Below are 13,077 nucleotides of genomic sequence, written 5' to 3'. Positions count from 1 at the left end.
CGTTCGGGGCCCGCACCCCCGCGGGGGTGCGGGCCGTCGTCGTGCCGGGCCGGGGAGCCCGCGCGCCTCAGCCGCAGTTGGTGGCGATCCTCGTGACCTGGTGGCCGTTGATGGTGCCCGTCCAGTCCATGCAGGTGTCGCTCCCGTGTACGTAGACCGGGCCGGCGTAGGTGGTGAAGTCGCCCGAGTCGTACCTGGCCGAGCTCTCGTCGCCGGTCCTGCGCAGGCCGACGAGCATGGGCAGTGCGGCGCCCGGGTTGTTGCGGATGGTGACCGCGCAGTTGTAGCCGTTGGAGTTGTTGTAGGTGAGGAAGAGGGTGCCCTGGTTGTTGGGCACCTGGGCGGAGTTGACGACGTTGTAGCCCGTTCCGCAGGCGCCGTTGTAGGCGGCGGCGGAGGCGGGGGCCGCGGCGATCGCGCCGCCGGCCAGGAGCGCGAGGGTGGCGGTGGCGGTGGCGAGGCTTTTCCTGAGCAGTCGCACGGGGGGATCCGTTCGTTCGGTGGTTGGGTCCCTCAAGCTTGACGGGTTCTCCCGGAAACGTCCTTGGCCGGGAGTGACCACTTTCTTGATCCTCGGTCCACTGACACGGGCCCGTTCTCGCGAAGGCCCGAGGCGCTCACTCGTCCCGGACGGAGATCCCCGTGCTCGCGGCGAGGGCGGGGGCGAGCGCGATCAACTGGCCCCGGGTGACGATCGCGCCGGCCAGGGACTCGAAGCCCGACGTCAGGTCGAGGTCGACCGCCCCGCGCAGGTCCACCTCGCGCAGCTTCGCCCTGGCCAGGTGCACCTTCCGCAGGCTGGAGCCGGGGAAGGAGACCCGGGACAGGGACGCCCCGCCGAAGTCCACGTCGGTGAGGACGCAGTCCTCGAACACCACGTCGTCCATGCGCGAGGCCCTGAAGTTCACCCCGTCGAGCTTGCAGGAGGAGAAGACCACGCGCCGGACCTCGCAGTCGAAGGAGGCGGCCCCGGCGAACACGCTGTCCACGATGCTGCTGTCGAGCCAGACGGACTCCGCGATGTCGGTGCCCGTCACGCGCACCGTGTGCAGCCACACGTCGGTGAACCTGCACCGGCGCAGGCTCCCGCCGCTCCACCGGGCGGAGGTGAAGGCGCTCTCGATGAACCGGGCGCCGGTGAGGTGGATCCGGTCGAACCCGCCGCCGTCGAAGTGGACGGCCTCGTGGGGGTCGTCGTGCAGCTGCTCCATGCTGAAGGGGCGCAGGTCCTCGGCGTAGGGCAGGTCCGAGATCTCGGTGGGGACGGGGCGACCGGACACGGGGTCCTCTCCTGGGGCGGCCCCTGGCGGGCCGCGGGGTGGACACGGGCGCGAGGCGGGTTCGCACCCGACGCCACCGCGGTCTCCTGACCAGTGGAACCTACCACCGCGTCGAGCGGCGCCCCGGTCGGCCGGGCGCCGGGGCGGGCGGAGAGGGCCGGTCCTCCCGGGTTCCGCGCCGCGTCGTGGACGTGCCGACGCGGACGGCGGGCGCCGGTCCTCAGGGCGTGCTCCCGCCGGCCCCGCCACCGCCGCGGCCGGTCGCGCGCTCCGCGGCGGTTCCCCGCGCACGGTGCTCGCTCGGGCTGACGCCCCGCAGCCTCTTGAACGCGGTACTCAGGGCGAAGGCGCTGGAGAAGCCGACCCGCCCCGCGACCGCGCCGAGGGTCGCCCCGGGTTCGTCCAGCAGGTCCGCGGCCAGGGCGATCCGCTGTTCGCGCAGGTAGGTCATCGGCGGCGTGCCGACCAGCTCGTGGAAGCGGCGGGCCAGGGCCGCGCGCGACACGCCCGTCTCGGAGGCCAGGGACCCGACCGTCCAGGGACGGGCCGGATCCTCGCCCAGCAGCCGCAGGGCCGGGCCGACGACCGAGTCACCGTGGGCCCGGTACCAGGCGGGGACGGGGGCCCCGGGGCGGGTGAACCAGCTGCGCAGCGCGGCGATCAGCATCAGGTCGAGCATCCGGTCCAGCAGGGCCTGGCGCCCCGGCGCGGGGTGGGAGAGCTCCTCCAGCGCCGCCGGGCCGACCGGGCAGGCCCCCCGGCCGGCGGGGACGACGGCGAGCGGGGGCAGTGCGGTCGACAGCCGCTGGGGCACACCGGGACGGGCCGTGTACAGGCCGCTGACCAGTATCGGGTCCTGGGGGCCGGGTGTCCCGAGGGTGCTCAGGCCCCGCGTGGTGCTGTGCTCGCGACCGTCCGGGGCGGTACAGCGTCCTCCGGGGCGGACGACCACGTCCGGTTCGGTGTCCGGGGCGAGGGAGACCACGTACGGCGATCCGCCGCTGAGCACCGCGACCTCCTGCGGACCGAGGCGCACCGGTTCCCCGTCGAGGGGCCTGATCCAGACCGAGCCGCGCAGGGGCACCGCCAGCGCTAGCGGGGAGGAGTCCTCGAAGCGCACCGCCCAGGTCCGCTCCAGTGGGGAACGGTGGAAGAGGGCGCCCGCGCTCCGCACGCCGTCCAGCAGATCCGTCAGGGGGTCCGTCGCGGTCGGCGTCTGGGAGTCCATGCCGGTCAGCGTAGACGAACGCGTATGGGGCGGAGCGCGCTCGCCATGGCCGCCACATGCGCGGACCGGTTCACTGGAGGACATGAACGACGAGATGATCCTGGTGACCGGAGCCACGGGCAAGACGGGCCGTCGCGTGGCGCGCCGACTGCGGGAGCGGGGCGTGCCCGTGCGCGCGGCCTCGCCGTCGAGTGCGGTGCGCCTGGACTGGAACGACCGCACCACCTGGGAACCCGCGCTACGACAGGTGGCCGGGGTGTACCTGGTCGCCCCCGGCCTGGGCGGCGTCCAGGAGGCCGAGAACCTCGCGGCCTTCACCGACCGGGCCGCCGCGGCCGGGGTGCGGCGCGCGGTGCTGGTCTCCTTCCCCCACGCCGACACCCCGGGGCCGGACACCGACCAGGTGGCGGCGGCCGAGCAGGCGCCGACCCGTGCCGGACTGGAGACGACGGTGCTCCGCCCGCGGTGGTTCTTCCAGAACTTCAGCGAGGACTTCCTGCGCGACCCGGTGCTCTCCGGGGACGTGCGCCTGCCCGCCGGGGACGGCGAGGAGGCGTTCGTGGACGCCGAGGACATCGCCGCCGTCGCGGTCGAGGCCCTGACCGGGGACGGCCACGCCGGGCGGGCCTACGAGCTGAGCGGTCCGCGGACGATGTCCTTCGCCGACGCCGTCGCCGACATCGCCCGTGCCACCGGCCGCGACATCGGCTACACCCCGCTGAGCCCCGAGTCCTATGCAGCCGAGCAGCGCGCTCACGGGGTGCCCGAGGAATGGGTGCGGTTGACCGTCGACCTGTACGCCCACGTCCGCTCCGGGGCGCTGGGGTCGGTCACCGGGGACGTGGAGCGTGTCCTGGGGCGCCCGCCCCGGGACTTCGCCGACTACGCCCGCGAGGCCGCCGCGCAGGGGGTCTGGAACACCTGAGCCGGAACGCCCGGGGGCGGGACCGCGCGACGGCCGCGGCTGCCGCGCCCCCGCGCCCGGGCGGTTCACCCCTGCGCGGACCGGGCCCGTTCGACGGCTTCGGTCAGACCCTGCTCCATGCGCTCCAACGAGGACAGGACCCCCTCGCGCTCGGAGCCGCCGAGGTCGCGGGTCACGCTCTGCTCCAGGTCCTCCCACACCCGCTCCACCTCGGCGCGCAGGGCCAGGCTGGCCGTGGTGGCCTCCACGAGGGTGACCCGTCCGTCGGTCGGGCTCGGCGTGCGCCTGGCGAAGCCGCCCTGTTCGAGCCGCTGGACGGTGCGGGTCATGGTCGCGGCCTCCGAGCCCAGGAGCCGTGCGAGGTCGCTCAGGCGCTGGGGACCGCGTTCCCACAGCTGCATCAGCACCAGTTCCTGGGCCGGGTGGAGTCCCACGCGGCGCAGCAGTTGGCCCGCGAGCATGCGGTGCAGACGGGCCACGCGCACGATCGCGTTGCTGACCGGTCCCAGTCGTTCGGTGGCCCCGGGCAGGGGGGTGGGCCCGCACTCACCGGAGCGCCCTGCGGGTGTACTGCACATGAAGTCCCTCTCTCGAACGCACGGCCTTCGCGGCGCGGTTTCTTTGACCGGCCACTCAGTGGTGCGACCCTGTCCTTTCATTCTAGATTCTCTGTTCAGACGAAGCAGGTCATGGGAATAAGCCGCCTTCGGCAATGCTTTACTTGTCCGGACAACAAACTCTGCGGAGCACGATGTCCCCGGCTCTGCGTCAGGAGAAGGCGAGAAGGACATGACCACGGCGTTCGAGGCCCACGACCTGGCCGGTACCAAGCTGAGGAACCGGATCGCGATGGCCCCCATGACGCGCAGCCGGGCCCGGGAGCCGGAGCGGATCCCGACGGCGCTGACCGCCGAGTACTACGCCCAGCGCGCGGGCGCGGGCCTCATCGTCACCGAGGGCACCCAGCCGTCCCCGGCGGGCCAGGGCTACACCAACACCCCAGGACTGCACTCGGCCGAACAGGTCCGGGCGTGGAGAACGGTGACCGACGCGGTCCACGCCGAGGGCGGGGTGATCTTCGCCCAGCTGATGCACACCGGCCGGATCAGCCACCCGAGCGTGCTGCCCGACGGCCTGGTGCCGGTGGGCCCCTCCGCGGTCAGGCCCGAGGGGAAGGTGTACACCCACCGGGGGGCGGCGGAGTTCGTCACCCCCCGGGAGCTGACCGACGAGGAGGTCCACCGGACGGTCCGGGACTTCGCCGACGCGGCGCGCAACGCGATCGAGGCCGGGTTCGACGGGGTCGAGGTCCACGGCGCCAACGGGTACCTGCTCCACCAGTTCCTGTCGGTCAACGCCAACCTCCGCACGGACCGGTGGGGCGGATCGGTCGGGAACCGGATCAGGCTCTCCGTGGAGGTCGCCCGGGCGGTGGCCGGGGCGATCGGCCCGCACCGCACCGGCATCCGCATCTCGCCCGGCGGCACGTTCAACGACATCACCGAGGACGCGGACCTGGCCGCGACCTACCTGCCCCTGGTGAACGAACTGGCCGCGCTGGACCTGGCCTACCTGCACGTGGCGGAGCAGGCCGACCGCGCGCTCACCGACCGGCTGCGCGCCGCGTGGCCGAACACGTTCGTCCTCAACCCCGCCACCGGATCCGGCGTCCCGACCGGCCCGGACGCGGTCGACCTGGTGGCGGACGGCACCGCGGACCTGGTCTCCTTCGGAGCCCTGTTCCTGGCCAACCCCGACCTGCCCGCGCGCCTGGCCGCCGGCGGACCCTTCAACGCCCCGGAACGGGCCACCTTCTACTCCGGCGGCGAGCGGGGCTACACCGACTACCCGGCCCTGGGCTGAGACCGCCCCGCCGCCGTCCGGCCGCCTGTCCCGCGACGCCCGCGACGTCGGCCCGCCGACGCCGCGACGCCACAACGAGAAGGAGTCACCTTGAGCTTCGACACACCCGAGGGCACCCGCGGCGCCCAGCTGCCGCCCGCCGAGCAGATGCGGCGGATGAACGAGGACGTGATCGCCGACATCCGCGCCGGCGGCAGCGGACCGGACGGGATGAACGCGCTCGTCCTGGTCACCGTCGGCCGCAAGAGCGGGCAGGAGCGGCAGACGCCGGTGGCCTACTTCCCCCTGGACGGGGACTCCTACGCGATCGTGGCCTCCGCCGCCGGGGCGGCCAGGCACCCGGTCTGGTACCGCAACCTGGCCGCCGCACCCGACCGGGTGCGCGTGGTCGTCGCGGGGGAGGAGCTCGCCGTCACCGCCGAGGAGCTCGCCGGGGGCGAACGCGACCGCGTCTGGGCGAGGATCACCGCCGCCGCACCGGGGTTCGCGGAGTACGAGCGGGCCACCGACCGCACGATCCCGGTCATCCGCCTCCTCCCGAAGGGCCACGGCGAGGACTGAGTCCCCGCCCGGCCCGCCCCGGGAAGGCCCCTGCCGACGGCGGGGGCCTTCCCGGGGATCTCCGGGGCGGGCGCCCCGCCCGCTCGGCCCGCGGGGCCTCCGCCGCCACGTCGGCGGGGCCGGACCCGACCGGCCCGGTCAGCGCGCGGGGGCCGCCCCCGGGCGCAGGGCCTCCATGGCCTGCCGGCCCAGGCTCTGCTCGATGTGCCCGCGCATGACCTCCTCGGCGGTCCCGCTCTCGCCGTCGATCACCGCCTCCGCCAGCGCCCGGTGCTCGCGGCGCACGCGCGCGTCCTCGGAGGCGGACCCGGCGCGGTGCCGCAGGGTGAACTGGCGGTAGCGGTCGGCCTTGTCCCACAGGCTGTCCAGGATGCCGATCATGGGCTCGTTGTGGGAGGCGCGGTACACGGCGCGGTGGAAGTCGCGGTGCGCGTTCAGCGCCTGGATGCCGGACGTGCCGGTCAGCGGGTCCAGGGCGTCCAGCGCGCGGCGGATCGCCTCGACGTCGGCGCCGGTGCGGCGTTGGGCCGCCCACCCGGCGGCCAGGGGGTCGACGTGCGAGCGGACCTCGTACAGGCTCTGCGCCTCCTCGAAGGTCAGCTCCGTCACCCGCGCGTCCCGGTGCGTCTCCAGCGTCATGAGCCCCTCGGCGGCCAGGCGCTTGAGCGCCTCGCGCACGGGCGTGGTCGAGACGCCCAGTTCGGCCGCGATGCCCTCCTGGCTCAGCGCCGCCCCGGGGTGCAGCTCGTCGGCGAGGATGCGCTGCTTGATCTCCTCGTAGGCGTACTGGCTCTTGCTGAAAACCGGCTTCGTCGTCACGAACGTCGTCCTCCCTGAGGAGGCAGGATATCGGCCCCTCCTGACTTCTGACATCATGTAGCCTATAGGCTAGGAGGACTGATGTCGATCGATTCACACCGCAGCCGCCGGAGGCTGGGGTCCGCGGCGGGCGGCGCGGAGTACTTCCACATCGGGGCGGTGCCGGGAACCGAACGGCTGCCCCTCGCGCACAAGATCATGCTGGAGAACCTCCTGCGCCACGAGGACGGCGACCTGGTCACCGGGGCCGACATCGCGGCGGTGGCCGAGGGGCGCACCGGCACCCACGAGATCGCCTTCCACCCCTCCAGGGTGTTCCTGCACGACACCAACGGCGTGCCCGTCCTGACCGACCTGGCCGCGCTGCGCGACGCGGTCGCCGAGCGCGGCGGGGACCCGGGTGCCGTCGACGGCGCGATCCCCGCCGAGCTGACGGTCGACCACTCGGTGTCCACCGACTTCTTCGCCCGCCCCGACGCCCCCCGCCTCAACGTCCGGCGCGAGTACGAGCGCAACGCCGAGCGCTACCGGTTCCTCAAGTGGGGGCAGCGGGCGCTGAGCACACTCGAGGTGGTCCCGCCCGGCGCCGGCATCATGCACCAGATCAACGTCGAGCACCTGGCCCGCGTGGTCGAGGTGCGCGACGGCCTGGCCCTCCCCGACACCGTCGCCGGGACCGACTCCCACACCACCATGGTCAACGGGCTGGGCGTGCTGGCCTGGGGCGTGGGCGGCATCGAGGCCGAGGCGGCCGTGCTGGGCCAGCCGGTCTCCCTGCTCATCCCCCCGGTGGTCGGCGTGGAACTGGTCGGCGAACTGCGGCCCGGCGTCACCGCGACCGACCTCGTGCTCACCGTCACCGAGAGGATGCGGCGCCTGGGCGTGGTCGGCAGCATCGTGGAGTTCTTCGGCGCCGGGGTCGGCGCCACCGGCGTCGCCACGCGGTGCACCCTGGCCAACATGAGCCCGGAGTTCGGCTCGACCGCCGCGCTCTTCCCCGTCGACGACCGCACCCTGGAGTTCCTGCGCCTGACCGGGCGCCGCGAGGACCACGTGCGGCTGGTGGAGGCCTACGCCAAGGAGCAGGGCCTGTGGCACGCCCCCGACCGCAGGCCGCGCTTCGACCGGACCCTCGTCGTCGACCTGGACGGGATCACCCCGAGCCTGGCCGGACCGCGCAGACCGCAGGACCGGGTCGAGCTGGCCGGGACCGGCGAGGCGGTGCGCGCCGCCCTCGCCGAGCTGGGCCGCGCCGAGGGGCCCGCGCCCGCCGAGGGGCCCGACGCGTCCGGGCCGCGCGACGGCGCCGTCGCCATCGCCGCCATCACCTCGTGCACCAACACCTCCAACCCCGCCGTCATGGTCGCCGCCGGCCTCCTCGCCCGCAACGCCGTCCGGCGCGGACTGGGCGTCGCACCGTGGGTCAAGACCAGCCTGGCCCCCGGCTCCCGCGTGGTCGTGGACTACCTGGAGCGCGCCGGCCTGATGCGCGACCTGGAGAAGCTGGGGTTCGGCCTGGTCGGGTACGGGTGCATGACGTGCATCGGCAACTCCGGGCCGCTGGCGCCCGGGGCGGCGGCCGCCGTCGAGGACAGGGGGCTGGTGGCCGCCTCGGTGACCTCGGGCAACCGCAACTTCGACGGCCGCATCAACAACGACGTCTCCCTGAACTTCCTCGCCTCTCCCCCGCTCGTGGTCGCCTTCGCCCTGGCGGGCACCACCCGCGTCGACCTCACCGCCGACCCGCTCGGCACCGGCCCGGACGGCGAGCCGGTCATGCTGGCCGACCTGTGGCCCACCGAGGCCGAGATCGAGGAGGTGGTCTCCGCCGGCATCGAACCGTCGATGTACACCGAGGTCTACGGCACGCTCTTCGACGGCGACGAGAACTGGCGGGGGCTCACCGCGCCCGGGGGAGCCCGGTTCGACTGGGACCCCGACTCCGTGTACCTGCAGCGCCCCCCGTTCCTGGAACTGGCGGCGGAGCGGGGCGCGGAGGGGGCGCACGGCGACATCGTGGGCGCCCGCGCCCTCCAGGTCCTCGGCGACTCCGTCACCACCGACCACCTCTGCCCGGCCGGGCGCATCCCCGCCGACAGCCCCGCCGGACGGTTCCTGCGCGAGCGCGGCGTGGAGGCGCGCGACCTCAACACCTACGCCTCGCGCAGGGGCAACTGGCAGGTGATGAAACTCGGCGGCCTGGCCAACCCCCGGCTCCGCAACGCGATGACCCCCGGCCTGCCGGGCGGCAGCGCCGTCGACCTCGGCCCCGACGGCGACGAGCGCACGGTCGGCGAGGTCCACGCCGTCGCCGACCGCCACCGCGACCGCGGGCAGCCGATGCTGATCATCGCCGGCCGGGAGTACGGCACGGGCTCCTCCCGGGACTGGGCCGCCAAGGTCACCTCGCTCCTGGGCGTGCGCGCGGTCATCGCCGAGTCCTTCGAGCGCATCCACCGCTCCAACCTGGTGGGCATGGGCGTGCTCGCCCTCCAGTTCGAGGACGGCGACAGCGCAGGGAGCCTCGGGCTGACGGGGGAGGAGGAGTACGCCGTCACGGGGCTGGAGGGCCGCGACGAGGTCCCCGAGCGCCTGTCCGTCACCGCCCGCCACCTGCGCACGGGCCGGGTCACCGAGTTCACCGTGCGGGCCCGGGTGGACACCTCCCGCGAACAGCTCTACTACCGCCACGGCGGGCTGCTGCCCTACATCCTGCACCGGGCGCTGTCGGAGCCGGGGCGGGCCCGGGACTGATCCGACCGCGCGCCGCACGGCGAAGGGCCGGCCGGGAGTCCCCCCGGCCGGCCCCTCCGTGTCGGAGCGCCGGGTCAGCTCCGCGCCCGCGGGACCTCCTCGGAGTCCTCGGGGTCTTCCGCGGCGGGTTCACCGGCGGGCGCGGCGGGGCGCAGCCGCCGCCACGCGGTCCAGACGAGCCCGAGCAGGAGCAGGCTGTAGAGCGCGACGGTGATCGGGCTCCCGACCAGGGTGAGCGGGTCGTTGCCGGAGTTGGCCATCGCGTCGCGCAGCGAGTACTCCGCCAGCGGGCCCAGGATCACCGCGATGAGCACCGGGGCCAGGGGCACCCCCGTGCGCCGCATGGCGAACGCCAGGACGCCGAGGAGGCACATGAGCACCAGGTCCGTCTTGCTCGCGCCCGTGGCGTAGACCCCGAGGCAGGCGAAGACCGTGATGCCCGCGTAGAGGTAGGACTGGGGGAGCAGCAGCAGCTTCGCCCACAGCGGCGCGAACGGCAGGTTGATGACCAGCAGCACGACCGTGGCCAGGAGCAGGCCCGCCAGGAGGGCCCACACGATGTCGCCGTTGCGCTCGAACAGCAGGGGGCCGGGCTGCATGCCGTACTGCTGGAAGGCGGCCAGCAGCACGGCCGCGGTGGCCGAGGTCGGCAGGCCCAGCGACAGCAGCGCCCCCATCGCGCTCCCCGCCGTCGCGTTGCCCGCGGCCTCCGGGGCCGCCACGCCCTGGATCGCCCCCTTGCCGAACATCGGCTTGCGGCGGCGCTTGTCCAGCTGGCGCTCGGCGCTGTAGGCGAGGAAGGTGGGGACCTCCGCGCCCCCCGCCGGGATGATGCCGAAGGGGATGCCGATGCCGGCGCCCCGCAGCCACGCGGGCAGCGCCGCCCGGAACTCCCTGCCCGACAGCCAGGGCCGTCCCGCGGAGGGGACGATCTCGTGCGCGCCGCGGTGGCCCACGCGCCCGGCCGCGTACAGCACCTCGCCGACGGCCAGCACGGCCACGGTGATGACGACGACGCTGATCCCGTCGAAGAGCGCCGGCATCCCGAAGGTGAAGCGCGCGGTGCCCGTCGACTGGTCCGTGCCGACCAGGGCGAGCCCCAGGCCGAACGCCAGGGCGGCCAGGCCCTTGAGGGGCGACTCCGAGACCACGGCGGAGATCGCCACGAACGCGAAGACGGCCAGCGCGAAGTACTCGCCGGGGCCGAACTTGGTCGCCAGGTCGGCCATGGAGGGCGCGAAGAAGACGACCAGCACGGTGGCGAGAACGCCTCCGGTGAACGCGCCGATGGCGGAGGTGGCGAGCGCCTGCGGGGCCCGCCCCGACCGCGCCATCCTGTGGCCCTCGAAGGTGGTGGCGATCGCGGTGCTGTTGCCCGGGGTGTTCATCAGGATGCCCGCGGTGGAGTCGCCGAACAGGCCGCCGAAGTAGACGCCGCTGAACATGATGAGCGCGGCCAGCGGGTCGAGCGTGAACGTCATCGGCAGCAGCAGGGCCACGGCCATGGCCGATCCCAGGCCTGGCATGACGCCCACCGCCGTGCCCAGGAACGCGCCGAGGGTGATCCAGAGGAGGTTCATGGGGGTGAGGACGGCGCCGAACCCGCCGATGAGGTGCGTCAGCTGCTCCATGTCACAGACCCCCCAGCACGCCGGAGGGCAGGTTCAGGCCGAGCATGCCGCTGAACACGATCTGGACGGTCGCGGCCATGACGAAGCCGACGGTCAGGCTGCGCAGGAGGTTCCGGTTGCCCAGCCCCGTCGCCACGGCCGTGAACATCAGCGTCGCCATGAGGAGCCAGCCCACGATGTCGATGAGGCCGCTGAAGGCGGCGATGCCGAGCAGGACCAGGCCGACGGCGCGCCAGTTGGTGCGCTCCTCCGCGGCCAGGGCGGCGCGGCGCCCGGGGGAGCGGCGCAGCGCCGCGACGATCAGCAGGAGGCCGATGACGGCGGCGAGCGCGGCCACGAACCAGCCGAACCCCTGGGGGCCGAGCAGGCCGCCGTCGCCGATGACGTCCATCCCCGCGTTGCCGGCGGCGAGCGTGCCCGCCATGGCGAGCAGGAGGCCGCCGATGACCAGTTCGCCGCGGCCGTCCCAGAAGGACGGCGCCCGCGGCGGGGCCTCCGCCGGGTCGGCGGCCGAGCCGCTGTCGAGGTCTGTGTGTGACATGTTCTCTCCGTGAAGTCCTCGGGCTCAGGAGCCCGAGATGAGGCCGAGGTCGGTCATGAGCGTGCGGATCCGGACCTCCTCGTCGGTGAGGAACTCCGCGAACTCCTCCGGACCGGCCCAGTTCGGCTGCCAGTAGTTGCGGTCGGTCGCCTCCTGCCAGGAGTCGGCCCCGTACATCTCCTCGATGATCGCCAGGAGTTCGGCCCGGTCCTCGTCGGTGATCCCGGGGGCGGCGACGAGGCCGCGCCAGTTGACCAGGTCGACGGAGGGGTAGCCGAGTTCGGCGGTGGTCGGGATGTCGAACCCGTCGAGGCGCTCGGGCGCCACGACGGCCAGCGCCCGCAGCCGCCCGCCCTCGATGAGGTCGCGGAAGTCGTTGAACCCGGTGACGCCGATCTGCACGGTGCCGCCGGCGTCGGAGAGCAGGGAGATCGTCAGCTCCCCGCCCCCGGCGTGCGGCGTGTAGTGCAGGTCGGCGGGGTCCAGCCCCGCGGCCTCGGCGAGCTGCCCGGCGACCAGGTGGTCGGGCGATCCGGCCGACCCGCCGCCCACGGGGATGTCCGGGTCCTCCTCCCAGGCCCGGAGGAAGTCGTCCAGGGTCTGCCAGGGGGAGTCCGCGGGAACCGCGATCACCTCGAAGTCGTCGGTCAGGCGCGCGATCGGCGTCACGTCGCTCAGCCGGACCGGGGAACCGCCCATCTCCACGCCGCCGACCATGGCGGCGCCGGTGACCATCACGGTGGTGGGCTCCCCGTCGAGCCTGGCCAGCTGGCCCAGGCCGATGGTGCCGCCCGCGCCGGGCACGTTGACCACCTGGACGTTGTTGACGATCGACTCCGTCCTGGTGGCCTGCTGGAACTCGCGGGCGGCCAGGTCCCAGCCCCCTCCGGCCGCGGCGGGGGCGATGACCGTCAGGGCGGAGCGGGCGCGCGAGCCCTCGTCGCCGCCCGCGGCGTCCTGCACGGCGAAGAACCCGGTCGTCACGACCAGGGCGAGGCCGATCCCGGCGCCGAGGAGGCCCTTGTCGCCGATCACGCGGGGCCTCCCGCTCTGCGGGGCCCGGCTCCGGACTTCACCGCGAGCACGGGGCACGACGCCTCCAGGAGCAGGCGCTGGGCGGTGCTGCCCATGAGCAGCTTGCCGATCGCGGAGCGGTGGCGGACCCCGATGACGAGCAGGTCGGCGTCCAGCTCCTCGGTGAGTTCCAGGAGGGCGGCCGCCGCGTCGGCGTCGGCCAGGCGTACGGCCCTCGCCCGGACCCCCTCGGCCTCCGCGCGCCCGACGAGTTCGCGGACCCGGGACTCGTCGGCGGCCCGTGTGTCGGCGGCGGCGTCGTCCGAGACGGCGTTGGCGATCACCAACTCGCCGCCCTGGAGTCCCGCCTGTCGGACCGCCTGCGCGAAGGCCGCCTCGGCGGACTCCACGGGGGCGTGTGCGAGCACCACTGTCATCTGCTCCTCCTCGAACCATCCGTG

13 protein-coding genes are annotated in these 13,077 nt (G+C 74.1%); 4 read left to right on the top strand and 9 right to left on the bottom strand.

The features are described from left to right. Window positions 1–67: 67 nt before the first annotated feature. The 3 genes from ABZ234_RS16590 to ABZ234_RS16580 form a co-directional block, all read right to left on the bottom strand. A complete protein-coding gene (locus tag ABZ234_RS16590; RefSeq protein ID WP_267949646.1) occupies window positions 68–481 on the bottom strand; it encodes a spore-associated protein A in 414 nt (137 codons plus the stop codon). Between the two features lie 136 nt (window positions 482–617). After that, window positions 618–1,280 (bottom strand): pentapeptide repeat-containing protein, encoded by a 663-nt coding sequence (locus ABZ234_RS16585; protein WP_355012631.1) that lies wholly within the window; start codon window positions 1,278–1,280, stop codon window positions 618–620. A 220-nt stretch (window positions 1,281–1,500) separates the two neighbouring features. Beyond that, window positions 1,501–2,508, bottom strand: a complete 1,008-nt coding sequence (locus ABZ234_RS16580) for an AraC family transcriptional regulator (protein WP_355012630.1) — start codon at window positions 2,506–2,508, stop codon at window positions 1,501–1,503. Between the two features lie 82 nt (window positions 2,509–2,590). On the opposite strand from ABZ234_RS16580, the gene ABZ234_RS16575 reads away from it, so the two are divergent. Beyond that, window positions 2,591–3,433 carry an NAD(P)H-binding protein gene (locus ABZ234_RS16575; protein ID WP_355012629.1) on the top strand — a complete coding sequence of 281 codons (843 nt, stop codon included), beginning with the start codon at window positions 2,591–2,593 and terminating at the stop codon, window positions 3,431–3,433. A gap of 65 nt (window positions 3,434–3,498) precedes the next feature. On the opposite strand, the gene ABZ234_RS16570 is transcribed toward ABZ234_RS16575, so the two are convergent. Further along, window positions 3,499–4,011: a MarR family winged helix-turn-helix transcriptional regulator gene (locus tag ABZ234_RS16570; protein WP_355012628.1), complete on the bottom strand. Its 513-nt coding sequence runs from the start codon at window positions 4,009–4,011 to the stop codon at window positions 3,499–3,501. Between the two features lie 211 nt (window positions 4,012–4,222). On the opposite strand from ABZ234_RS16570, the gene ABZ234_RS16565 reads away from it, so the two are divergent. Both ABZ234_RS16565 and ABZ234_RS16560 read left to right on the top strand, forming a co-directional pair. Then, window positions 4,223–5,296 carry an alkene reductase gene (locus ABZ234_RS16565; protein ID WP_355012627.1) on the top strand — a complete coding sequence of 358 codons (1,074 nt, stop codon included), beginning with the start codon at window positions 4,223–4,225 and terminating at the stop codon, window positions 5,294–5,296. Between the two features lie 90 nt (window positions 5,297–5,386). After that, a complete protein-coding gene (locus ABZ234_RS16560; protein WP_355012626.1) occupies window positions 5,387–5,857 on the top strand; it encodes a nitroreductase/quinone reductase family protein in 471 nt (156 codons plus the stop codon). Window positions 5,858–5,995: 138 nt separating this feature from the next. On the opposite strand, the gene ABZ234_RS16555 is transcribed toward ABZ234_RS16560, so the two are convergent. Further along, window positions 5,996–6,676 (bottom strand): GntR family transcriptional regulator, encoded by a 681-nt coding sequence (locus ABZ234_RS16555; RefSeq protein WP_355012625.1) that lies wholly within the window; start codon window positions 6,674–6,676, stop codon window positions 5,996–5,998. An 81-nt stretch (window positions 6,677–6,757) separates the two neighbouring features. Here ABZ234_RS16555 and acnA point away from each other — a divergent pair, with 81 nt between their 5' ends. Then, window positions 6,758–9,430, top strand: a complete 2,673-nt coding sequence (gene acnA, locus ABZ234_RS16550) for an aconitate hydratase AcnA (RefSeq protein ID WP_355012624.1) — start codon at window positions 6,758–6,760, stop codon at window positions 9,428–9,430. Between the two features lie 74 nt (window positions 9,431–9,504). Here the strand turns inward: acnA and ABZ234_RS16545 are convergent, their stop codons facing one another. From ABZ234_RS16545 to ABZ234_RS16530, 4 genes are read right to left on the bottom strand one after another with little or no spacing between them, the layout of a single operon-like run. Further along, a complete protein-coding gene (locus tag ABZ234_RS16545; RefSeq protein ID WP_355012623.1) occupies window positions 9,505–11,061 on the bottom strand; it encodes a tripartite tricarboxylate transporter permease in 1,557 nt (518 codons plus the stop codon). A gap of 1 nt (window position 11,062) precedes the next feature. Further along, a complete protein-coding gene (locus ABZ234_RS16540; RefSeq protein ID WP_355012622.1) occupies window positions 11,063–11,602 on the bottom strand; it encodes a tripartite tricarboxylate transporter TctB family protein in 540 nt (179 codons plus the stop codon). 24 nt (window positions 11,603–11,626) lie between these two features. Beyond that, window positions 11,627–12,637 (bottom strand): tripartite tricarboxylate transporter substrate-binding protein, encoded by a 1,011-nt coding sequence (locus tag ABZ234_RS16535; RefSeq protein WP_355012621.1) that lies wholly within the window; start codon window positions 12,635–12,637, stop codon window positions 11,627–11,629. Then, the gene (locus ABZ234_RS16530; RefSeq protein WP_344185249.1) at window positions 12,634–13,053 is read right to left on the bottom strand and encodes a universal stress protein; all 420 of its coding nucleotides are present in this window, start codon (window positions 13,051–13,053) and stop codon (window positions 12,634–12,636) included. Before ABZ234_RS16530 ends, ABZ234_RS16535 begins: the two co-directional genes overlap by 4 nt. Window positions 13,054–13,077 lie beyond the last annotated feature (24 nt).

This window comes from Nocardiopsis sp. NPDC006198 (assembly GCF_040613895.1).
In the GTDB taxonomy this organism is placed as follows: domain Bacteria; phylum Actinomycetota; class Actinomycetes; order Streptosporangiales; family Streptosporangiaceae; genus Nocardiopsis; species Nocardiopsis tropica.
This window is presented reverse-complemented; position numbering and strand designations above follow the sequence as displayed.

What these genes read in the sequence shown, in the direction of transcription:
- ABZ234_RS16580 (WP_355012630.1), bottom strand. Translation starts at nt 2,508, where the DNA reads ATGGACTCCCAGACGCCGACCGCGACGGACCCCCTGACGGATCTGCTG.
- ABZ234_RS16575 (WP_355012629.1), top strand. Translation starts at nt 2,591, where the DNA reads ATGAACGACGAGATGATCCTGGTGACCGGAGCCACGGGCAAGACGGGC.
- ABZ234_RS16570 (WP_355012628.1), bottom strand. Translation starts at nt 4,011, where the DNA reads ATGTGCAGTACACCCGCAGGGCGCTCCGGTGAGTGCGGGCCCACCCCC.
- ABZ234_RS16565 (WP_355012627.1), top strand. Translation starts at nt 4,223, where the DNA reads ATGACCACGGCGTTCGAGGCCCACGACCTGGCCGGTACCAAGCTGAGG.
- acnA (WP_355012624.1), top strand. Translation starts at nt 6,758, where the DNA reads ATGTCGATCGATTCACACCGCAGCCGCCGGAGGCTGGGGTCCGCGGCG.
- ABZ234_RS16545 (WP_355012623.1), bottom strand. Translation starts at nt 11,061, where the DNA reads ATGGAGCAGCTGACGCACCTCATCGGCGGGTTCGGCGCCGTCCTCACC.
- ABZ234_RS16540 (WP_355012622.1), bottom strand. Translation starts at nt 11,602, where the DNA reads ATGTCACACACAGACCTCGACAGCGGCTCGGCCGCCGACCCGGCGGAG.
- ABZ234_RS16530 (WP_344185249.1), bottom strand. Translation starts at nt 13,053, where the DNA reads ATGACAGTGGTGCTCGCACACGCCCCCGTGGAGTCCGCCGAGGCGGCC.